General features: G+C 48.6%; 22 protein-coding genes. 16 read left to right on the top strand and 6 right to left on the bottom strand.

The window, feature by feature from the left end; genetic code table 11:
• Positions 1–12: 12 nt before the first annotated feature.
• The gene (locus AC4EHB_RS14275) at positions 13–534 is read right to left on the bottom strand and encodes a YceI family protein (RefSeq protein ID WP_490976082.1); all 522 of its coding nucleotides are present in this window, start codon (positions 532–534) and stop codon (positions 13–15) included.
• A 206-nt stretch (positions 535–740) separates the two neighbouring features.
• Here AC4EHB_RS14275 and murB point away from each other — a divergent pair, with 206 nt between their 5' ends.
• From murB to AC4EHB_RS14300, 5 genes are all read left to right on the top strand, one after another.
• The gene (gene murB / locus AC4EHB_RS14280; protein WP_490976081.1) at positions 741–1,658 is read left to right on the top strand and encodes a UDP-N-acetylmuramate dehydrogenase; all 918 of its coding nucleotides are present in this window, start codon (positions 741–743) and stop codon (positions 1,656–1,658) included.
• Positions 1,659–1,750: 92 nt separating this feature from the next.
• Positions 1,751–3,226, top strand: a complete 1,476-nt coding sequence (locus AC4EHB_RS14285) for a potassium/proton antiporter (protein ID WP_490976080.1) — start codon at positions 1,751–1,753, stop codon at positions 3,224–3,226.
• 130 nt (positions 3,227–3,356) lie between these two features.
• The gene (locus AC4EHB_RS14290; RefSeq protein WP_490981900.1) at positions 3,357–5,723 is read left to right on the top strand and encodes a penicillin acylase family protein; all 2,367 of its coding nucleotides are present in this window, start codon (positions 3,357–3,359) and stop codon (positions 5,721–5,723) included.
• 36 nt (positions 5,724–5,759) lie between these two features.
• Positions 5,760–6,113: a fluoride efflux transporter FluC gene (locus tag AC4EHB_RS14295; protein ID WP_490981901.1), complete on the top strand. Its 354-nt coding sequence runs from the start codon at positions 5,760–5,762 to the stop codon at positions 6,111–6,113.
• The gene (locus tag AC4EHB_RS14300; protein ID WP_490976077.1) at positions 6,110–6,442 is read left to right on the top strand and encodes a fluoride efflux transporter FluC; all 333 of its coding nucleotides are present in this window, start codon (positions 6,110–6,112) and stop codon (positions 6,440–6,442) included. The genes AC4EHB_RS14295 and AC4EHB_RS14300 overlap by 4 nt, the downstream gene beginning before the upstream one ends.
• A 54-nt stretch (positions 6,443–6,496) precedes the next feature.
• Here the strand turns inward: AC4EHB_RS14300 and AC4EHB_RS14305 are convergent, their stop codons facing one another.
• Both AC4EHB_RS14305 and AC4EHB_RS14310 read right to left on the bottom strand, forming a co-directional pair.
• Positions 6,497–7,543 (bottom strand): P1 family peptidase, encoded by a 1,047-nt coding sequence (locus AC4EHB_RS14305; protein WP_490976076.1) that lies wholly within the window; start codon positions 7,541–7,543, stop codon positions 6,497–6,499.
• Between the two features lie 24 nt (positions 7,544–7,567).
• The gene (locus tag AC4EHB_RS14310; RefSeq protein WP_490976075.1) at positions 7,568–7,987 is read right to left on the bottom strand and encodes a universal stress protein; all 420 of its coding nucleotides are present in this window, start codon (positions 7,985–7,987) and stop codon (positions 7,568–7,570) included.
• A 207-nt stretch (positions 7,988–8,194) separates the two neighbouring features.
• Here AC4EHB_RS14310 and AC4EHB_RS14315 point away from each other — a divergent pair, with 207 nt between their 5' ends.
• Genes AC4EHB_RS14315 through AC4EHB_RS14325 form a run of 3 tightly spaced genes read left to right on the top strand, consistent with a single transcriptional unit; the run spans position 8,195 to position 11,748 of the window.
• Complete coding sequence (locus AC4EHB_RS14315; RefSeq protein WP_490976074.1) at positions 8,195–8,566, top strand: ArsR/SmtB family transcription factor; 372 nt, start codon at positions 8,195–8,197, stop codon at positions 8,564–8,566.
• Positions 8,544–10,613 (top strand): heavy metal translocating P-type ATPase, encoded by a 2,070-nt coding sequence (locus AC4EHB_RS14320; RefSeq protein WP_490981902.1) that lies wholly within the window; start codon positions 8,544–8,546, stop codon positions 10,611–10,613. The genes AC4EHB_RS14315 and AC4EHB_RS14320 overlap by 23 nt, the downstream gene beginning before the upstream one ends.
• A gap of 22 nt (positions 10,614–10,635) precedes the next feature.
• Complete coding sequence (locus tag AC4EHB_RS14325) at positions 10,636–11,748, top strand: GNAT family N-acetyltransferase (protein ID WP_490976072.1); 1,113 nt, start codon at positions 10,636–10,638, stop codon at positions 11,746–11,748.
• Between the two features lie 417 nt (positions 11,749–12,165).
• Here the strand turns inward: AC4EHB_RS14325 and AC4EHB_RS14330 are convergent, their stop codons facing one another.
• Positions 12,166–12,321, bottom strand: a complete 156-nt coding sequence (locus AC4EHB_RS14330; protein ID WP_490976071.1) for a lmo0937 family membrane protein — start codon at positions 12,319–12,321, stop codon at positions 12,166–12,168.
• 163 nt (positions 12,322–12,484) lie between these two features.
• Here AC4EHB_RS14330 and mntR point away from each other — a divergent pair, with 163 nt between their 5' ends.
• From mntR to AC4EHB_RS14360, 6 genes are all read left to right on the top strand, one after another.
• Complete coding sequence (mntR, locus tag AC4EHB_RS14335; RefSeq protein ID WP_490976070.1) at positions 12,485–12,907, top strand: transcriptional regulator MntR; 423 nt, start codon at positions 12,485–12,487, stop codon at positions 12,905–12,907.
• 18 nt (positions 12,908–12,925) lie between these two features.
• On the top strand, positions 12,926–13,786 hold the full coding sequence (locus AC4EHB_RS14340) for a CvfB family protein (protein ID WP_490976069.1): 861 nt from the start codon (positions 12,926–12,928) through the stop codon (positions 13,784–13,786).
• A gap of 52 nt (positions 13,787–13,838) precedes the next feature.
• Positions 13,839–14,726 carry a DUF1002 domain-containing protein gene (locus AC4EHB_RS14345; protein WP_490976068.1) on the top strand — a complete coding sequence of 296 codons (888 nt, stop codon included), beginning with the start codon at positions 13,839–13,841 and terminating at the stop codon, positions 14,724–14,726.
• Between the two features lie 152 nt (positions 14,727–14,878).
• Positions 14,879–15,847, top strand: coding sequence for a ring-cleaving dioxygenase (locus tag AC4EHB_RS14350; RefSeq protein WP_490981903.1), 969 nt, complete (start codon positions 14,879–14,881; stop codon positions 15,845–15,847).
• A 21-nt stretch (positions 15,848–15,868) separates the two neighbouring features.
• A complete protein-coding gene (locus AC4EHB_RS14355) occupies positions 15,869–16,150 on the top strand; it encodes a GNAT family N-acetyltransferase (protein WP_490976066.1) in 282 nt (93 codons plus the stop codon).
• A 342-nt stretch (positions 16,151–16,492) separates the two neighbouring features.
• Positions 16,493–17,200, top strand: a complete 708-nt coding sequence (locus AC4EHB_RS14360; protein WP_490976065.1) for a DUF4064 domain-containing protein — start codon at positions 16,493–16,495, stop codon at positions 17,198–17,200.
• Positions 17,201–17,279: 79 nt separating this feature from the next.
• Here AC4EHB_RS14360 and AC4EHB_RS14365 read toward each other — a convergent pair whose 3' ends face one another.
• Positions 17,280–17,777 (bottom strand): GNAT family N-acetyltransferase, encoded by a 498-nt coding sequence (locus AC4EHB_RS14365; RefSeq protein ID WP_490976064.1) that lies wholly within the window; start codon positions 17,775–17,777, stop codon positions 17,280–17,282.
• Between the two features lie 95 nt (positions 17,778–17,872).
• Here AC4EHB_RS14365 and AC4EHB_RS14370 point away from each other — a divergent pair, with 95 nt between their 5' ends.
• Entirely contained in the window at positions 17,873–18,319 is a 447-nt protein-coding gene (locus AC4EHB_RS14370) for a GNAT family N-acetyltransferase (protein ID WP_490976063.1), read from the top strand.
• Between the two features lie 92 nt (positions 18,320–18,411).
• Positions 18,412–18,798, top strand: coding sequence for a YbyB family protein (locus AC4EHB_RS14375; protein WP_490976062.1), 387 nt, complete (start codon positions 18,412–18,414; stop codon positions 18,796–18,798).
• Between the two features lie 62 nt (positions 18,799–18,860).
• On the opposite strand, the gene AC4EHB_RS14380 is transcribed toward AC4EHB_RS14375, so the two are convergent.
• A complete protein-coding gene (locus AC4EHB_RS14380; RefSeq protein ID WP_490981904.1) occupies positions 18,861–19,988 on the bottom strand; it encodes an MFS transporter in 1,128 nt (375 codons plus the stop codon).
• Positions 19,989–20,162 lie beyond the last annotated feature (174 nt).

Consider the following 20,162-nt stretch of genomic DNA (forward strand, 5'->3'; position numbering starts at 1 on the left):
AATTTGTTTGGATTATGCTGGGTTTGCTTGCAATTCCAATGAAATTTTGATGTCTTCGCCGACAAGTACGCCGCCTGTTTCAAGTGCTTGGTTCCAAGTCAGGCCGAAATCCTTGCGGTTGATTTTGCTTTCTGCATTGAAGGCAACAACTTCAACGCCCCAAGGGTTAGTGCCTTTGCCGCCGTATTCCACTTCAAAAGTGGCTGGACGCGTAACGCCTTTAATCGTAAGGTCGCCAGTCAATTCGTATTCATCGTGTTTTTTCACGATGTCATTCGCTGTGAAAATGATGTGCGGATGGTTTTCAGCATCGAAGAAATCAGCAGAGCGCAAGTGATTGTCGCGGTCTTCGTTGTTTGTGTTGATGCTTGTGATGTCGATTTTGAAATCGATCAAAGCTCCAGACAAATCTTCTTCGTTCGCTTCAACTTCCGCTTCGAATGAAGTGAATGAGCCTTTTACTTTAGAAATCATCATGTGTTTTACTGAAAATCCGATTTCTGAGTGTGCTGGGTCTACTGTCCATTTTTTCATGTTATTGTTCCTCCTAATAGTAATGTATCTGTTTTCAACTATAAGGGCTAAAAATCTCGATGTCAATAGTCTTTAATTAAAAACTCTTTAATTCGAGATATTTAATTTATCGGTCTTTAGAACGGAACATAAGGCTATCCCTTGTCAAAAGGGCAAGAAAATTAGATACTATTAAAAGCGAAAAGTTTAGAAGGGATTTGCTTGGGATGACGAAAGAAAAATGGTTAACGGATCTTCGCCGCTTTTTGGCCGATGATCACGTGAAAATGAACGAGCCGCTTCACCTGCATACCTTGACGCGTATGGGTGGGCCAGCTGATATTTTTGTAACACCGACAACTGAAGATGAAACAGCATACACTGTTAAATATGCATATGAAAACAATATTCCTTTGCTGCTCCTCGGTAACGGCTCTAATATGGTCGTTCGTGATGGCGGCGTGCGCGGAATTGTGCTGAACCTGAAAAGCCTTCATGCAATCCGCATTACAGGCACTACGGTTTATGCGCAAGGCGGCGCGCATATTAAAGAAGTATCGAAAGCAGCGGCAGTGAACCGATTGACCGGCTTTGAATTCGCTTGTGGAATTCCAGGGTCTATCGGCGGCGCTATGGCGATGAACGCAGGCGCGTACGGCGGCGAGATCAAAGACATCATCCTCCAAGCGACGGTTTTGACCCCGGAAGGCGACAAGCTGGTGCTGTCGAAAGAGGATATGGAATTAGGCTATAGAAAAAGCATCATAACCAAAAAAGGCTATTATGTGTTATCAGCTGAATTCGGCTTGGAGTTTGGAAACCAAGCGGTGATTGATGCGAAGATGGTCGATTTGACGTATCAGCGCGAATCGAAGCAGCCCTTGGAATTTCCATCAGCGGGCAGTGTTTTCAAACGTCCGCCGGGCAATTTTGCCGGCAAGCTGATCCAGGAAAGCGGACTTCAAGGGCGGGGCTTCGGCGGTGCGGAAGTATCGACGAAGCACGCTGGATTTATCGTCAACAAAAACAATGCGACAGCTGATGATTACATCCAGACGATTGAAATGGTGAAATCGGCGGTGCGAGAAAAATTCGGCATCGATTTAGAGCTTGAAGTGAAGATTGTTGGAGAAGACATGATATGACTGATTAGCGGGGCTTTTACAGAGCTCCGCTTTTTTTAATGCCCTAAAATTATGGTACAATAAACCAACATAAAAACCACAGGGGGTGTCCTATGATCGATTTTTCGACGAATGGTTTAATTTTGATGGGAGGCATTTTCCTCCTGGCTGGCGTACTGATGACCAAGGTATCTGCGCGCGCCGGAGTGCCGTCTCTTGTCTTGTTCATGATTATCGGCATGTTCTTGGGCAGCGATGTCACCGGCCTCATTTACTTTTCCAATGCCGAAATCGCGCAATTGGTCGGAATTGTCGCGTTGATCTTTATCCTTTTTGAAGGCGGACTGCAAGCGAAATGGAAACATATCCGGCCGGTCATGGGCGGCTCACTTTCCTTGGCGACTCTTGGTGTCATGATTACCACTGCGATCGTAGCAACTACTGCATATTATATCCTCGATATCACATGGCTTGAAGCGTTCTTGCTGGGATCGATTGTCGGCTCTACAGATGCTGCGGCAGTCTTTTCCGTGTTAGCCGGACAAAACGTCAAGTCTAAAATCTCTTCCACACTTGAAGCGGAATCGGGTACCAACGATCCGATGGCCATGTTTTTGACAATTGCATTTATCCAATTAATCATGATGCCAGACTCCTCCATCGGTTCAATGATCGGCAGTTTCGTGCTTGAAATGGGTCTTGGTGCAGTGTTTGGAGTAGTGCTGGGCTACCTGGCTTCCTGGACATTGAACCGCATCAAACTGGATGCTTCCGGATTGTACGCTGTGCTGTCAGCAGGCTTTGCAATTTTCATCTACAGTGCCACTGCAATGATGCACGGCAGCGGGTTATTGGCGGTTTATCTGGCGGCATTGGTCATCGGAACCCGCCAATTGACGCAAAGCTATTCCATCATCAGCTTCCATGAGGGCGTGGCTTGGCTGATGCAAATCGTCATGTTCGTCCTGCTCGGCTTGCTGGTATTCCCTAGCCAGCTGCTGGATTGGGATTTGATGTGGAGGGGGTTGGTCCTGTCATTCGTATTGATTTTGATTGCGCGTCCAATCGCAGTATTCGTTTCAACCGCGTTCTTCGACTACTCTTTGAACGAGAAGCTGTTCTTGTCGTGGGCTGGCCTGAAGGGAGCGGTGCCAATCGTGCTTGCAACGTTCCCGATGATAGCAGGCGTCGAAAACAGTTACTTATTCTTTAATATCGTATTCTTTATCGTCTTGACTTCAGCATTGATCCAGGGGTCGACGATTCCGTTCATGGCCAAAAAATTATCCTTGAACGGCCGTCCGTTGCCGAAGCGGATTCATTCGCTGGAACTGATCTCGATGGACAAGGCGAATGCGGAAATGCTGGAAGTTGAACTGACGGCTAAATCTCCTTTCGCCGGCCAGCTCGTGCAAACCATCGGCCTGCCCAAGCAAACCTTGATCAGTGCCATCATCCGCTCTGGAAAATTGGTCATGCCAACGGGCACAACGAAATTGAAAGTGGGCGATGTCCTGTACGTCCTGACAGAAAAGAAACAAGTGCCGAAAGTGAAAATGGTGCTTGGAGAAGAAGATATCAATCATTAAGCCCGCAGTTTGCGGGCTTTTTATTTTGTGGCAGTGAATTTGCGCCGTAAATTCCTTGCGAATAAAGGATTTTTATTCCGGCGGTCGAATGATATAGCATCAGAGAAGAAAAATTAAGGGGGAAAAGCAAGTGGGTAAACAGAAAGGGAACCGAAAGCTGCTGAAATGGATTGTGGGTATAGTGAGCGGCTTGGTGGTACTGGCAGCCGCAGCGTTAATTTTTGTAAACGTTTACATAGGGAAGTCGAGCCCGCAAGTGGAGGGGGAAATGGTTGTCAGCGTTTTAGATGGCGGTGCGACAGTGACGCGCGATGAAATCGGCGTTCCACATATCGAAGCAGGGACGGATGCCGATTTGTACCGTGCGCAGGGCTTTGTCCAAGCGCAGGACCGGCTTTTCCAAATGGATTTGTCGCGGCGCCAGGCTAGTGGGCGTTTGGCGGAAGTCGTAGGGGCGGCGGCAGTGGACCGGGATAAATTCTTCCGGGTATTCAGCCTTCGCGACGCTGCTGAAAAATCATGGAGCGGCTATGAACCAGAGGCGCAGCAAGTGTTGGAATGGTACGCAGAAGGCGTCAATGCATTCATGGAACAAGCGAAAAAGGACGGCAAGCTGAGCTATGAATTTGCGCTTCTCGGCTACGAACCTGAACCCTGGACGCCGGTTGATTCGTTGACGATTGGCAAATTCATGGCATATGACCTCGGTGGGCACTGGTCATCGCTTGCCATCAGGCACTGGGCGCTGAACGAATTCCCGGAAGAAAAAGCGAAAGAGATTTTCATCAAATACCCGGAAGATGCGCCGTCAATCATTGCGGCAAACAAAAAGCAGCCGGTGCAAGTTGCTGGGCAATTCGATGCTTCAGTCATCCCGCCGGAATTCAATGGCAGCAATAACTGGGTAGTATCGGGTGACAAGACGGCGAGCGGCTTGCCGCTTCTCGCGGATGATCCGCATCTTGGTTTGTCGACACCGTCGATCTGGTATCAAATGCATTTGAAGTCGCCGGAACAGAACGTCAGCGGTGTCATTTTCGCAGGAATTCCCGGCATCATTCTCGGGCATAACGAAAAAATTGCCTGGGGAGTGACGAATGTCGGCCCGGACGTCCAGGATTTATATATTGAAACCCCGAATCCGGAAGATCCGACGCAATTTCTCTATGATGGCGTGTGGGAGCAGGCAGAAATCCGGAACGAGCCGATCAACGTGAAAGACGGCGAGACGGTGCATTTTGAAGTGGCGGTTACGCGCCACGGGCCGATTATTTCAGATGTGTTGTACAAAGACGAAGATCCGAACGCGTCGTTTTCACTGCAATGGACCGCCCATGAACCGACATTGGAGCTTCAGGCAGTGCTCAGTTTCAATAAAGCTTCCAATTGGGAAGAGTTCGAAACAGCGTTAGAAGATTTCCAGGCGCCGGCACAGAATTTCGTTTTTGCATCGGTCGATGGAACAATTGCCTATAAAGCGAATGGCCGGATTCCGATCCGCAAACAAGGCGACGGCCAATTGCCGGTGCCCGGCGATTCGTCAGCATACGGCTGGGATGGTTATGTGCCGTTTGATGAACTGCCGACTGCCGTGAATCCGGAGAGCGGTTTTATCGCGACGGCCAATAACGAAGTCGTCAACAGTTCGTACGATTACCACATCACGGATTTCTGGGCACAGCCGTACCGCTATGAACGCATAGCAGAGGTGCTGGAGTCAAAAGATGATCTGACGAAAGAAGATATGATGGCGCTGCAGATGGATCAGAAAAACCTGTATGCGGCCGAATTTTTAGAGGACATGATGGCTGCCGTCCAAGAAAAGACTGATGAACACGACGAATTGTTCAAAATGATGGCGGAATGGGATCAAGTTGATAGCAAAGGGGCTGCGGAGCCGCTAGTTTTCCATAAATGGATGAAGCAGCTGCCAGTAACGATGCTGGCTGATGAATTTCCTGAAGATGTCTTCAGCCTCTTGCCGGGCAAAAATCACATTACCGATCAAATGATGCGCGACGCATTCAGCGGCAACGAAGGGGCATGGGTATCGGAATATGGAGGCGCCGGCAAATGGCTGGAGGATTCGCTTGAAACAGCTCTTGGCGATATTGAAGAAGAATTCGGCAACGATGCAGGCGATTGGCAATGGGGAGACAATCATAAACTGACATTCCCTCATCCGCTTGCAGGTGCGTCGCCGATTTTCGAGGGCTTCCTGAATCCGGACCCAGTTCCTATTGGCGGATCTAACATCACAGTCCAGGCTGCCGGTTTTGATGGCGAAGGCAATGTTGATCACGGGGCGTCTTGGCGCTTTGTCGCTGATCTAAGCGATTTATCAAGCGCTTACCACATCGTCGGACCGGGCTTGAGCGGGCATATGAAGTCGGATTTCTTCCATAATCAAGTAGACGATTGGGCAGAAGGGAAATTCCATGAAACGCTCCTTAAAGGAGAAGTGCAAGGTTCGGTCTTAAGATTGTCGCCTGAATAAGTTATACTGAAAGAAAAAGATGTGAGGTCGGTAGGCTTGAAGAATTTAATGGCAGTCGGATTCGGAGGGATGGCGGGTTCGCTGTTGCGAGCGGTTATCTACGAAGGGGTGTCTTCTTTCACTGGCTTATGGATCGTGAACTTGCTTGGCAGCTTATTGCTTGGCTTTGTTGCAGGTCGCTTCCACGCAAAGTCTGCTTCTTTCCGCTTGTTTGTGTCGACCGGCTTAATCGGCTCGTTTACGACGTTCTCGGCATTTACCGCTGAATGGTTCCGGCTGATGGAACGTTCGTTCACGAACGGCTTGCTGCTTGCAGTCGGGATGACGGCATTTTCTGTTGGAGCAGCTGCGATAGGGCTGAGGTTCGGCAGAAAGGCGGTGGCGGGATGATCGGCATCGCACTTGGCGGCTTTTTAGGAGCGATTGCCCGCTACGGATTTTACTTATTGGCTGAACGAGGGGCGAAACAGCCGAAGCTTGCAACGTGGCTGGTCAACAGTATCGGCTCGTTGGTGCTCGGCTTGTTTATCGGTGCAGGCAGCCTTTCGCTGTTTTGGATGACCGGTTTTTTAGGGGCCTTCACGACGTTTTCCACGATGGCGCTCGACGCTGTCAAGGATTTTGAAGACGGCCGCCTGCTCGAAGCGGCGTCTTATCTCGGAGCCACGCTAGTGAGCGGTATTGTATTGTTCAGCGTCGGCTATCATCTACTGCATTAACGAAAAAAAGCCGTTCCGGCAAAAGGAACGGCTTTTTTCCATGGTTGCTAAAATTTAAAAAGCTTGAGGAAAGGTGCCTTTTTCAATGGTCCGTCCCATGCGGCCGGTTGTGGTTTCGGCGTGGAGCAGCGATTGGTAGACCGCTTCTTCAGTCGCTTCGATAACGCCTTTGAACAGTTCGGCCATCAGTGGATGGTCATCCCGCAAGAGTGTTGTTTGCTGCAGCGCGGAAGTCGATTTATGAGGAATGCGTTCAGCGTTTGAAAATGCGATGATAATGTCTCCGCTGCCATTGTGAATATGGGTTCCGGTGCGCCCCATCCCAATCGCCGCGCGTTTCGCCAGGCGCTTTAGCTGCCGGCTGTCGAGTGGTGCATCGGTGGCAATTACAATGATGACAGAACCGTCCGGCTTTTGGGGCGCGGGAAGATCCGGCAGCCAGTTAGCGATGGCGATTTCCTCTTTAAGGCCGAAATTGCTCAGTACCAAAGCTCCGGCCGTGTAATTTTGGCTTTCAAATTCCGCAATGCGTGAAGCGGAGCCGATGCCGCCTTTGACGCCATAGCAGATCATGCCTTTTCCGGCACCTACAGCGCCTTGCGCGAAATCTGTCGTGGCGGCGCCGATTGCCTGTTGGGCATGTTCCGGACGCACGGCCATAAGGCGCATCGAGTTCAAATAGCTGTCGTTGCATTCGCCGACGACGATATTGAGTGAACTGGTCGAATCGCCGATTGCCGGGTTTTCACGCAGCATCCAGTCCATTGTCCCCTGCAGCACAGCAGCGACGCTGAAGGTATTCGTCAACATAATCGGCGATTCAAGAACACCGAGCTCCTCGACTTGCACCAGCCCGGCGGTTTTGCCGAAGCCGTTCAGCACGAAACTCGCGGCGGATACTTTTTCTTCAAACCAATTGCCGGCATGCGGCAAAATGGCGGTGACGCCTGTACAAACGGATTCGTTCTCAGACAAGCGCTCTTCGAGTGTCGTGTGGCCGACTTTTACGCCGGCGACATCGGCAATTGAATTCAAATTTCCTTTTTTCAATGAAATCACCATCTCTTTTTCTTTGATTGGAACAAAAACAGCAGCCGGCATCTTCACGGGCTGCTGTTTTCCGTTTCATTTTACAATGATCACTGGAGCCTGGACGCGCTTTGCGACTTTGTGGCTGACGCTGCCGAGCACCATCTCCTGAAGGGCATTCAAGCCGCGGCTGCCGATAAATACGATGTCGTAGCCTGTATCGTTGGCGTGCTTGACGATGGTCGGGCCTGGTGTGCCGTGCAGCGTCTTTGTCTCAAAGGGCACTGCAGCATCCTGGAAGACCGCTTCGAGTGGTGCGAGATGCTTGCGGCGCTCAAAATGGACTTCGTCGCTGCTCTGGCCGTGGAGGATTTCGTTGCGCGCTTTTTCATAATCGATGACATACAGCAGCGTGACTGCGGCATCGGGGTTTGCTTTCGCCATCTTTACTGCTTCATGTGCGGCGCGCATCGAATGATCCGAGCCGTCTGCCGCCACTAGAATTTTCTGGTACATGCCAATTCCCCCTAACAATTGTCCGGATATTGATGAACTATTCGACAAAAATCAGCATAATCCTTTTCTGGAGGGCTGTTTGCTAAAGTAAATGGCACGTGCCACAGCCCGAAATCTTCATTCAAACCGTGGTTTGACTAATGCCAGCTGAAGAATTATACTGGCAGTAACAATCAAATATACATTTGAATGAAAGAAGGAATTGCTGTGAGAGAGATATGCGAAGTCACGAAAGTCCATCCTGAAGTAGTGGAAAACGTCCAAAATCATATGGCGGATTTATCGGAAGTCGCCAATCTCTTTAAAGCGCTGGCAGACGAAACCCGTTTGAATATAGCTTATGCATTAACTATAGAAGAAGAAATGTGCGTCTGCGATATCGCTGCGGTTATTGGTTCCTCGACGGCCACTGCGTCGCATCATTTGCGCTATTTGCGTGAACGTGGATTAGCGAAATCCCAGAAAAAAGGCAAACAAGTGTATTATTCATTGTCAGACAGCCATGTCCATCAGCTCGTCACAATCGCCCATGAACATGCGAAAGAAGGTGTGCACAATGCAAAAGACATACCGTCTTGAAAACCTTTCTTGCACCAGCTGTGCAGCGAAGTTTGAAAAGAACATCCGCAGCTTGCCCCAAACGAAGGATGTCATATTAAATTTTGGCGCATCAAAACTCACGGTCGACGGCAACGTCTCGATTGAGGAACTTGAAAAGGCAGGCGCATTCGACCATATCCGCGTTTTTCCAGAGCGGGAGAAAGTTGTCCATGTGCCATTTTACAAACGGCGCCAGACCATTGAAACGGCCATTTCACTCCTTCTTTTAATTGCCGGGATTGCTATTTCGCTCCGTACTTTTGAAACAGATCCGGCAGCCATCGCATTGTTTGCAGGATCGATGCTGGTCGGGGGATACCATATGTTCGGGACGGGTCTGCGTAATCTGGTGAAATTGCAATTCGATATGAAGACGCTGATGACGATCGCAATCATCGGTGCCGCAATCATCGGCGAATGGCGTGAAGGTGCAGTCGTTGTGTTCTTATTCGCCATCAGTGAGGTGCTGGAGACATTCTCGATGAACAAAGCCCGCCAATCGATCAGGGGATTGATGGATCTTGCACCAGCACGTGCCTTGATTCAGCGCGGCGGTGAGCTTATCGAAATGGATACAGAAGATATCCGAATCGGCGACGTCATGATTGTCAAACCAGGCCAAAAAATCGCCATGGACGGCAATGTCCTGCGCGGGGAAAGTTCAGTCAATCAGGCAGCCATCACCGGCGAATCAATACCTGCTTCCAAAGAGGTGGGAGATGAGGTCTTTGCGGGAACGATAAACGAAGAAGGTGCATTGGAAATCACGGTGACAAAACGCGTGGAAGATACAACAATCGCGAAAATCATCCATCTTGTCGAAGAAGCGCAAGCCGAAAAAGCGCCGTCTCAAAAATTCGTCGACCAATTCGCCAAATACTACACACCGGCAATCATTGCCATCGCCTTTTTAGTGGCGCTTGTTCCCGGATTCGTAACGGGCGAATGGCAGCTGTGGATTTATCAGGGGCTTGCGGTGCTTGTCGTCGGCTGTCCGTGTGCACTTGTCGTTTCGACCCCAGTGGCGATTGTCACGGCAATCGGCAACGCAGCGCGGCAGGGCGTCTTAATCAAAGGCGGCATCCACTTAGAGGAAACGGGCCGCATCAAAGCAGTGGCGTTCGATAAAACAGGTACTTTGACAAAAGGCTATCCCGAAGTGACGGATGTCTATGCGCAGGAAGGCTACGGCAAAGAAGAAGTATTGAAAATTGCAGCTTCCGTCGAAGCGATGTCCCAACATCCACTGGCTCGCGCTATTACCGGGCGTGTTCCGGAGGTCTACAGCATCACGGCTTTTAAATCAGTGACTGGCAAAGGCGTAACAGCTTCGGTCAACGGGGTGCCTGTCTATGTCGGCAGCCTCGGCTGGGCGGCGGAATTTGGTTTCGCTGTCCCGCAGGCGTACGAAAAACTTCAGGAAAGCGGAAAATCAGTGGTAGCCGTCTTTTCGGATATGGAATTGATCGGTTCGGTGGCGGTGGCTGACGCAATCCGTCCCGAAAGCCCGGCAATCATTCAGGCCTTAAAGGATATGGGCATTGAAGAAACCATCATGCTGACAGGAGATCACCCGGTAACTGCGCAAGCGATCGCCGGCCAAATCGGCGTCACGGATGTTCGAGCAGGCTTGATGCCTGAAGAAAAACTAGCGGCTGTCAAAGAGCTGCAGGATAAATACGGCCGCGTAGCGATGGTCGGCGACGGCATCAATGATGCCCCGGCTTTAGCGGCTTCATCCGTCGGTATCGCCATGGGCGGAGCAGGCACGGATGCGGCATTGGAAACCGCCGATATCGCTTTGATGGCGGATGATCTTGAAAAACTTCCATATACGATTCGACTCAGCCGAAAAACTTTGCGTATAATAAAGGAAAACATCATTTTCGCATTGGGTTTGAAAATTATCGCTTTGCTTCTGATCATTCCGGGATGGCTGACCTTATGGATTGCTATTTTCGCCGATATGGGCGCGACGCTGCTGGTCATCTTGAATGCCCTGCGCCTCGTGAAGATACAGAAGTAAAAGCATGTTGGGGGATATCGCATTGAAGTTGACTGAATGGACGATAGAAGAGCAGGAGCAGCTCATTGAATTCATGACTACTAATTCCTGGCCGTTCCACGGGCAAGAACATCCGGTCCGGGCATTGATTGAGAAGACAATCGAAGGAGGCGGCTATAAATCAGATCAAGTCCGCACCTTCTGGATTGAAAATGATGAAGGCCAGCAGGTAGGGCTTGTGAAAATTTTTGATTTGCAGGATGATATTCCACTATTCGATTTGCGGATTGCCGAACCTTACCGGGGCAAAGGCTACGGGCCAAAGGCATTGAAGTTGGTCGCTGATTTCGTATTTTCGCTTCCTGAGAAGAAAATCCGCCTCGAAGGCAATACGCGGCATGACAATTTTGCGATGCGAAAAGCATTTGAACGCACGGGCTTTGCAAAAGAAGCGCATATCCGCCAAGCTTGGTTTTCGCCGAAGGAAAATCGCTATTACGATGCGGTGACATACGGATTGACGCGCGAGGATTGGCAAGCCGGCATTACGACGCCTGTCCATTGGGATGATGCCCTCGTCGGTGCCAAAAAGCCGCAATTTAATCCGATTCTGCTCGACTTTCCGGATGAATTTGAATCCGAAAGGCTGCTGATTCGTGCGCCGAAAAGAGAAGATGCCGAGCAATGCTACGATGCCGTGCTGCATTCGTTGGAATCGCTCAGCCCGTGGCTGCCTTTCGCAGAAGATCCGCCGGAACTTGCACGGACAGAAGCGGTGCTCATCGAAGCTGCCGCCAACTTCCAGCTGCGCAAAGATCTGCGTCTGCACTTTTTTTCAAAAGAGACCGGGGAATTCATTGGTTCGACCGGGCTTCACCGCATCAACTGGGAAGTCAGGAAGTTCGAAATCGGCTATTGGGTTGACCACCGTTTTGAAGGCAAAGGCTATGTGACGGAAGCAGTGGAACGCATCACCCGATTCGCTTTTGAAGAACTCGAAGCGAACCGCGTAGAAATCCGCTGCGATCCGGAAAATGTCCGGAGCCGCGCTGTAGCGGTTCGCCTCAACTTTGAGCTCGAAGGCATTTTGCGCAACGACGCAATATCCAAAAATCGCTTGCGCGATACATGCGTCTATTCGAAAATTAAGCAATAAAGATTACTTTGTTAATCGATATTCCGCAAAACAGCACCGCTTTCCTGCGGGCTTGCGCCGAACTAACTCGTGCTGACGCCCGAGTGGATTTCGGCACTGCGCTATCCCGCGGGAGTCGGCACTGTTTTGCTCCATATCTGGAGAACCAAAAGTAACTACAGAGAACTGTATCTTTCATTTTTTCTAATAAAGAAGTAATTGCTATTAAGAAATATCTTTGAATGAAGTGGAAGGCGGCAACTCCAGCGGGCAAAGCCTGAGCTGAAGACCCCGCAGGAGCGGTAGCGACGAGGAGACTAAAGCCAGGCCCGCGGAACGCGTCCGCCTGAAGCGAAATGATAAGGCGATTGAGAGTTTCTCAAGCATAAAAAAAGGCCGGAGACAAATGTCCCGGCCTTTTTTTATGTTGTAGAGCTGTTATAAGCCTTTTCTTCCTGAAACTAAGTTGATGACTAAAATGATAGCCGCAATAATTAGAAGAATGTGGATTAAACCACCAGCAACGTCCATTAAAAATCCTACTAACCAAATAACAATAATAACTGCTAAAACAATCCAAAGTATACGCGCCATGTTTCTTCACCTAACCTTTCTCTTGAGATAGTAATATTTACCCCAGACTTTCTAAGGATAAACATCCAGAATATTAGAACAGCGCAGACTTGGTGGAAGCTCAGTTGTTTCAGCGGTGGCGGTATAGTAAACTGAAGGAAGTTATGTGAGGGAGGAACTGACTTTGCCTACTCCAAGTATGGAAGACCATATTGAAATAATATATGCATTAATTGAACAAAAAGGGTATGCGCGAGTATCAGATATTGCGGAAGCCCTGTCAGTACTGCCATCTTCCGTCACCAAAATGGTACAAAAACTCGATAAAGACGGCTATTTGATTTATGAACGCTACCGGGGCCTGGTGTTGACGCCAAAAGGACAGAAACTCGGCAAGCGTTTATTGAAGCGCCACGATTTGCTGGAGCAGTTCCTGCGGCTGATCGGCGTGGAAGAAGAACGCATTTATGGGGATGTTGAAGGCATCGAGCACCATTTAAGCTGGAATTCAATTGACCGAATCGCGGATTTGGTCCAAACGCTCGAGGACCATCCGAAATTGATCGCTGAATTGGAAAAGCTGAAGAACGACCAAAAAGAAAGTTAATTAAAAGGAGGCTGCATTATGAGTTTGCATCCAGGATTGAAAGCGAATTTAAAAATTAAAGACCGATCAAGTTCCCTATGGATTTTATCAGATGGTTCTGGCGATGAAGTCTTCATGAACGCCTCAGAAATCGAAGAAGGGCAGGAAGTCGGGGAAGAAATCGAAGTATTTTTGTATCGCAACCGCCAAGGCGGCATCGCGGCGACACCGATGATTCCGCATATTCTGCCAAGCGTCTACGGCTGGGCGAAAGTGCTGAAAGTATCTCCGCGCGAAGGCGCAGTAGTGGATATCGGCACGACGCGCGAAGTCTACGTGCTGCCTGCGGACCTTCCGCAAGTGCAGGAATTATGGCCGAAACAAGGCGACCATTTGTTCATGACGCTGCGTACAGACCGCTATGGCGACTTGTACGGCCGATTGGCGACAGAAGAGACGGTGCTGGAGCTCAGTGCGCCGGCTCCTGAAGAAGTATTCAATAAAGACTTGCAGGCGCGTGCTTACCGTTTGTTGCCGGTCGGCTCTTTCATGCTCACAGTGCCGGAAATGTACCGCGTTTTCGTCCATGAAACAGAGCGCGAAGAAGAACCGCGCCTTGGGGAAGAAAAGACAGTGCGCATTATTGGCGTCAAAGAAGATCGTACGCTTAACGGCTCGCTGCTTCCCCGCAAGCAGGAGCGCCTGTCGGACGATGCTGAAATGATTTTGCGCTATTTAGAGGAATCCGGCGGCAAAATGCCGTTCACAGACAAATCTTCACCAGACGAAATCTTTGAAATGTTCGGCTTGAGCAAGGCCGCATTTAAGCGTGCCATGGGCCGATTGTACAAAGAACGCAGAATCATCCAAGAAGAAGGCTGGACGAAATTAACGCGCTGATGCAACTTTTTCAAATTAAAAGCGTATTAATTTGGAGGAAGGGGCAATCAAAATGAAAAAAATGATATCAATCATCACCATCATACTGGCAATCTCCTTGCTGGCGCCGCAAGTTGGCTCAGCAAACGTAGGTATAAATGAAAAATTCGGGGTTCCGATCGTCGTTTACGGCGGCAATCTCTCCGATGCTGAAAAAGAAAGCGTTGCGGGTAGCCTGAGCGTTGCGGAAGAAGCTGAAGTGGAAGAAATTGAAGTGACAGGAGAAGACCTGATCACTTTCATCAAAGACGGCGACCCGCGAGCACGCATGTACTCGTCCGCTAAAATCACTCGCAAGGAAGCTGGCGAAGGCCTGGTCATCCAGATCGTGACGCCGGATAACATTACACAGGTTACATCTGAAATGTACGCCAACGCTATGCTGACAGCGGGAATTGAAGATGCGACAGTGGAAGTGGCTGCACCGAAAGCGGTAACTGGCCATTCTGCGCTTGTCGGAATTTACAAAGCGTATGAAGTGAACGGCGAACAATTGGATCCGGAACGGACCGATGTCGCCAATGATGAACTCGAAGTTGCCACGGAACTTGCAGATAAAGGTGTCGGCGATGAACAAGTCAGCGAATTGCTGACAGAAATCAAAAAGCAGATCGCTGAGCAAAACCCCGCTACACGCGAGGAAGTGGAAGCGATTGTAGAAGAGCAATTGTCAAAACTGCAGATTGAATTAAGCCCGGAAGACCGCCAATTGCTGGTGGATCTGATGGACCGCATCCGCAAGCTTGATATTGATTTCTCGCAATGGTCTACACAGCTTGAAGATTTGAGCAAAACGATCGAAGACAAAATTGGCACTGTCGTCAATGACGACGGCTTTTGGCAAAGTGTAAAAGATTTCTTCAATAAATTGATTGACGGCATCCGCGGATTAGTAAGCTGATGGTGAAAATAGAGGCAGCCCTGGAACTCTGTACAACAGAATTCCGGGGCTGTTTTTTTCTATTCCGACCAAGATGGCTTTCTTGCCAGCATAAAAAGAATTTGCTATCATAAAATCAATATCTCGAATTCAAGATAAAAGGAGTGTTGACGATGAAATTGGAAGGCATTCATCACGTTTCTGCAATTACTGCAAATGCAGACCAAAATCATGATTTCTTTACACGGATCTTAGGTATGCGGCTTGTTAAAAAAAGCGTCAACCAGGATTCGACATCTTCCTATCATCTATTCTATGCGGACGCGGTCGGGACACCGGGCACGGATATGACCTATTTCGATATTCCGATGGCTGGCAGAACGTATCCTGGGGTTTCCAGTATCAGCAACACATCACTGCGTGTAAAAAGCAGTGAAGCACTTCGCTATTGGGCAAAACGTTTCGATGAATTCGGCGTTCCCCATGCGGAAATAAGCGAAACCTTCGGTCGCGGTACCTTGGTGTTCCAAGACTTCGAAGGGTCGCGCCTCATGCTCACCGTGGACGATGGAACCGGCATCGCCTACGGCATTCCCTGGACCAAAGCGGGAATCCCTAAGGAATTTGCCATTGTCGGCTTAGGGCCGGTGACATTGACAGTCCGCAAAAGCGGAAAAACAGCAGAAGTGCTGACAGAGATTTTAGGTTTTGAGCAAATAGGCTCTTATCCACCGAAAGTGGAAGGCATGCAAGATATTTTGGTTTTTTCAACAGGAAAAGGCGGACCCGCTGGCGAAATACATTTAGAAGAACGTACAGACCTGCCGCCTGAACGCCCAGGGAGAGGCAGTGTCCACCACGTTGCGTTCCGCGTCAAAACATACGAAGATTATAGCAAATGGAATGCCTATCTGTTGTCGAAAGGCTTCATGACGTCAGGGGAAGTGGACCGCTATTATTTCAAAGCGCTTTATTTCCGCGAACCTAATGGCATCCTTTTCGAATTGTCGACAGACGAACCGGGCTTCGCAACGGACGAACCGCTGGAAACACTGGGCGAGAAATTGGCGTTGCCGCCATTCCTTGAGCCGAAGCGGGAACAGATCGAGGCTTCATTGCGACCGCTAGCAATAAATGGATAAATGCAGGAAGGGGACGATACAGTGGATTTTAAATTGAAGGAATTGGGCCAGGAAGAATTTGCATTCCACCTGGAGGATGAAGGCAGAAACGTCGGCGAAATTACATGGACGGAAATGTCGGATGTCATGGTCGTTGAATACACATTCGTTGAGGAAACGCTGCGCCATCACGGCTTGGCTAAGAAATTGCTGGACCGCGCTGCCCAATATGCGCGCGAGAAAGGCTATAAGATCGAGCCGGTCTGTTCTTATGCAGCCGTTGCTTTCGACCGTTACCCAGAATACGATGATGTGAAAATGTAAGCACGCAAAAAGCAATCCTCTAATGTAATTTAGTGGATTGCTTTTCTATGTTTTCAATATGTAATTTATCATCTTCAACCTCCGAATTATAGTCCTGTCATCAAAGAGACGATAGCTGTTAAGATTGAAGCGCCACCTATGCCGTACATAAAATCTGCTTGATTAAAAATTAACTTTTTTTCCATTTTATTCATCACCTTTCAATTGTTTGATATTAATAAATTACCCGGACTCGAAGTTTTTAAACAGGTTTTATTAATTTTATTAAGGGAACTAGTTAAGGGAACTGTTAAACTCCTTTTCTATCTATATAAGGGGAAATTTATGAAAGAGGTGGATTATATGAATGGAAAGCAAGACGTCAGCCGAGCTGGTGAAAAAGTACTTGGCGTTATCGGCATTGTGTTTAACCTTTTAGCAATTGCACTTATCATTTTCTCGATTTTCAGTCTGGGGAATGTCGAGAACGACCCGGAATTCCGCCAATTCCTTGAAGAACAGATCATGTCAGATCCGACCCTGACAGATGGGGGAGATGTCCAGGGACTTATAGATGGCTTATTGGCAAGCTTTGACGTAGTCATGTGGGTGCTTGTCGGGCTTCTGGCAATCAGTACGCTTTTCGCATTCCTGGCAATCGGCAAGCTCGGCAAGAATGCCAATCCGAATATGGCAGGAGTATTCTTTATCGTTGCTGGATTGTTTGCAGGGATTATGTCGCTGACATCAATCTTGTTCTACATCGCTGCCATCATGTGTTTTGTACGCAAAGCACGCAATGGCAACGGAAAAGATCTACAGGATAACAGCAGTCAGTATCGTGAAAACGATCGCTTGCGTGACCAGGATTCGCTCCGCCACGACGAGCAGCGCATTCGTGAAGAAAGGCTGCGTGAAGACGAACAGCAGCGCGTCATGGAAGAAAAATCACGTCAGCCACAACCGGGAACAACCGGAGACGATTTTGTTGAGCGCGAAGATTTAAAACGCCGCGCGGATGAGCGCCTGAGCAAAGACAGTAACGACGATACACCGTATCGCCCGCTATAACAATTGCTTGTAAATCAGCCGCAAACGCAAAAAAGGTGCAACGGAATTTTCCGTTGCATCTTTTGCTATTTCCCGGCTATTAAAGGGCGGGCGTCTTCACTTTTAAATCGTAAACGTATTTCGCGGTCTTGAGCGGATGGCCTTCGAACAATTCTTCAAATTCTTCCACGAACTCAAATCCATTGGCTGCATAAAAGTTTCTGGCTTTTTCGTTCTCACTTCCTACATAAACAGAGAGTTCAGAACCGTCGAACAAACGTGACAGCCCGCTGTCGAGCAATTTCTTGCCGAAGCCGTTCCGTTGGTATTCGGGTTTTAAGTAAAGGGCAATCAATTCCGCATCGCCGTCCTGATCGAGTTTTGTAAAGTTGGCAAAGCCGATTGCCTCGTCTTCGTGTATCGCTACAAGGACAATCGTCTTTTTCAATCGCATCTCCATCATCGGAGTAGAATAGGATTTATCTAAAAAACTTTTTTGGACTGGGGAGGGAATGATGCCTTCGTATGTGTCGTTCCAGCTGACATAAGCAATTTCCTGGACAGAAGCAATATCTTCAATCGTGCCTGTACGAATCATGTGATCACCTCAAAAATTCTTTTCGTAATCATATCAAAATTAGCGCTGAATAGCCACCATTGTGGAATAATAGAAGGAAAGGGAGGCGAGGAGTTTTGGACTGGAATACCTATCATTTTGATGAACTAACAGCAAGGAAACTCTATGAATTTCTAAAGTTGCGGGTCGATGTGTTCATTGTTGAACAAGATTGTCCATACCCTGAGTTGGATAACCTCGATCAAGAATCGATCCATATGGCATATGCGGAAAATGGCCGTACTTTAGCATACGCCAGGCTTGTTCCAGGAGGCGTAAAATATGACTTGCCATCAATTGGGCGAGTAATTGTCCATCCTGATGCCAGAAGCAGGGGACTCGCGAAACAATTGCTGGAAAAATCGATCGATTATATTTTAATGGAATGGAAAGCCAATGAGATTCAGCTTCAAGGGCAGGTTTACTTGAAAGGCTTCTATGAATCATTCGGTTTTGTGCCGATTTCAGAGGAATACGATGAAGACGGCATTCCTCATATAGACATGAAATTGACCAAAAAATAAAATCTAACGCCATCACTGGTTAGCGGAAGACTATTTTTCTGGAAAAAGGGTATACAAATTAAATAACAGTTAAATAAAAAGGAGTGAGGCACATGGTGAACAAAAGAGGCGGCGGAAGAGGCATATTGTGGGCAGGATTGGCTGCTGGCGCTTATGCATATTTCAAGAAACCAGAAAATCGGCAAAAAGCCACAGAGGCTTTTAATAACGCAAAGACGAAGGTGAATTCGTATATGGAATCTCAAAACTTGGAAAACGGCGACGGAAAACAAACAGAAGCCAAAAAAGATTCAACTGAGCAGCGTGAAAACAAGATGGTCAGTGAAGGCGGATTGAGCGGCGCGCAGTATTATAACGACAAGAAGCAAGACGTAAAAGACGAGGACTTTAAGTTGTCATCAAATGATTTCAGCGAAGAGAAATCAGAGAATACAGAAACAATAGCGCCTGAAAACAGGTTAAATACAGACAATTTGTAAAAGGAAGGATGGTTTTCGGACCATCCTTTTTTTGTGCCATAAAATTCCGGGTATTGCATTGTTCACCTTTTGCTCAACAAAGCGTTTGCCAATGCGGCGCCTATCAGTACAGTGCCGCTAAGCATAAAGCCTTCGTCCGCATTCAGTTCAAGCATCCCTGTAAAACTGGAACCTCCGACCACACCAAGTGAAAAGAATGCATAAAACAGGCCATAGGCTTTGCCGCGTGACGACAGCTCGGTGGAATCGATAAGCAGCGAATTGATAGATGGAAACAATAGTGCAAAGCCGATTCCGTACGCACACATAATGGCGTAGAGCAAAGGCGCAGTTTCAGCCGCACTGAGCAGGAACAACGAGAGTCCCATGAAACTGAAGCCCGCAATCAGCGTATAGAGAGGCTTCGCTTTATCGAAGATCCGGTTTACAGGCAACAGAAAAACGAGGATCGCCGCCAAGCCGAAAACGCTGAGCAGCAAGCCGCTCAGTTCAGGTGGATGGCCAAGCCCTTCTATCTTCAACGGCAGCATATAAGCGAGCACACCTTGAGAGAACATCAGAAAAAAGGCACCCGCAAAAGATTGCAGCAAGCCGCGGTTTTGGATAATGCGTGAAAAAGGGAGAGGCTGTTCAGCAACAGCCTCTTTCCGGACGATTTTGCGGTTTAGCACAAAGAACGCGCAGATCGCCAGCGCCAGCAGCAACACACCGGTCGTTGCCATCGTTTCCGCAACGCTCGTGCGGCTTGCCAGAATCGCACCGTACGCAGGTCCGATGATAGCAGCAAGGCCGACAAAAGCACCTGACACAGCCGAGCCTTTGCCGCGCTTGCTGTGTACGGTCTTGTTCGCCAAGTAAGTGAAGGCCGCGGGGACAGTCAGCCCCGCGGCAAGGCCGTGCATAAAACGGACCGCAAGCAGGCTATAAGGTCCGTCAGCGAGACTATAGGAAAAAAGCACGGCGCCGGTTGTGGCCAACCCCGCGACGAGAATGGCGAAAGGCCCTTTTCGGTCTGAGAAAATACCTGACGCAATATTGCCGATGATGTTCGAAAGCGAATACATTCCAACGGCAAGGCCAGCCAGGAAAGGTGAAGCTCCGAGAGAAACGGCCAGCGGGCTCATGATAGGCAACTGTGCGAAAAGATCAAAAAAGGCAAAGAAGATGATGATATAAATAAAGAATCGCACCGGTTTCACTCGCTTTCACAAAATCAAAGGCTGCAGAATGACATTGTTGATTTTTTTCAGGTTAGGAAAGGCATTTTTTGCAGAGCGGCAAACGCAGCCGCGGAAAAAATAAAAAAGGATAGGGATTAACAATGCTTATGACTAGGGTAAAGAAAGATATATTCACATTATAGC

Source organism: Planococcus sp. TJ-302 (assembly GCF_058268455.1).

Bases quoted from the DNA above. Each gene is read 5' to 3' on its own strand.
- AC4EHB_RS14345 (WP_490976068.1), top strand. From the start codon at position 13,839: ATGAAAAAAATGATATCAATCATCACCATCATACTGGCAATCTCCTTG.
- AC4EHB_RS14340 (WP_490976069.1), top strand. From the start codon at position 12,926: ATGAGTTTGCATCCAGGATTGAAAGCGAATTTAAAAATTAAAGACCGA.
- AC4EHB_RS14275 (WP_490976082.1), bottom strand. From the start codon at position 534: ATGAAAAAATGGACAGTAGACCCAGCACACTCAGAAATCGGATTTTCA.
- AC4EHB_RS14350 (WP_490981903.1), top strand. From the start codon at position 14,879: ATGAAATTGGAAGGCATTCATCACGTTTCTGCAATTACTGCAAATGCA.
- AC4EHB_RS14285 (WP_490976080.1), top strand. From the start codon at position 1,751: ATGATCGATTTTTCGACGAATGGTTTAATTTTGATGGGAGGCATTTTC.
- murB (WP_490976081.1), top strand. From the start codon at position 741: ATGACGAAAGAAAAATGGTTAACGGATCTTCGCCGCTTTTTGGCCGAT.
- AC4EHB_RS14320 (WP_490981902.1), top strand. From the start codon at position 8,544: ATGCAAAAGACATACCGTCTTGAAAACCTTTCTTGCACCAGCTGTGCA.
- AC4EHB_RS14305 (WP_490976076.1), bottom strand. From the start codon at position 7,543: ATGCCGGCTGCTGTTTTTGTTCCAATCAAAGAAAAAGAGATGGTGATT.
- AC4EHB_RS14330 (WP_490976071.1), bottom strand. From the start codon at position 12,321: ATGGCGCGTATACTTTGGATTGTTTTAGCAGTTATTATTGTTATTTGG.
- AC4EHB_RS14300 (WP_490976077.1), top strand. From the start codon at position 6,110: ATGATCGGCATCGCACTTGGCGGCTTTTTAGGAGCGATTGCCCGCTAC.
- AC4EHB_RS14375 (WP_490976062.1), top strand. From the start codon at position 18,412: ATGGTGAACAAAAGAGGCGGCGGAAGAGGCATATTGTGGGCAGGATTG.
- AC4EHB_RS14365 (WP_490976064.1), bottom strand. From the start codon at position 17,777: ATGATTCGTACAGGCACGATTGAAGATATTGCTTCTGTCCAGGAAATT.
- AC4EHB_RS14360 (WP_490976065.1), top strand. From the start codon at position 16,493: ATGAATGGAAAGCAAGACGTCAGCCGAGCTGGTGAAAAAGTACTTGGC.
- AC4EHB_RS14310 (WP_490976075.1), bottom strand. From the start codon at position 7,987: ATGTACCAGAAAATTCTAGTGGCGGCAGACGGCTCGGATCATTCGATG.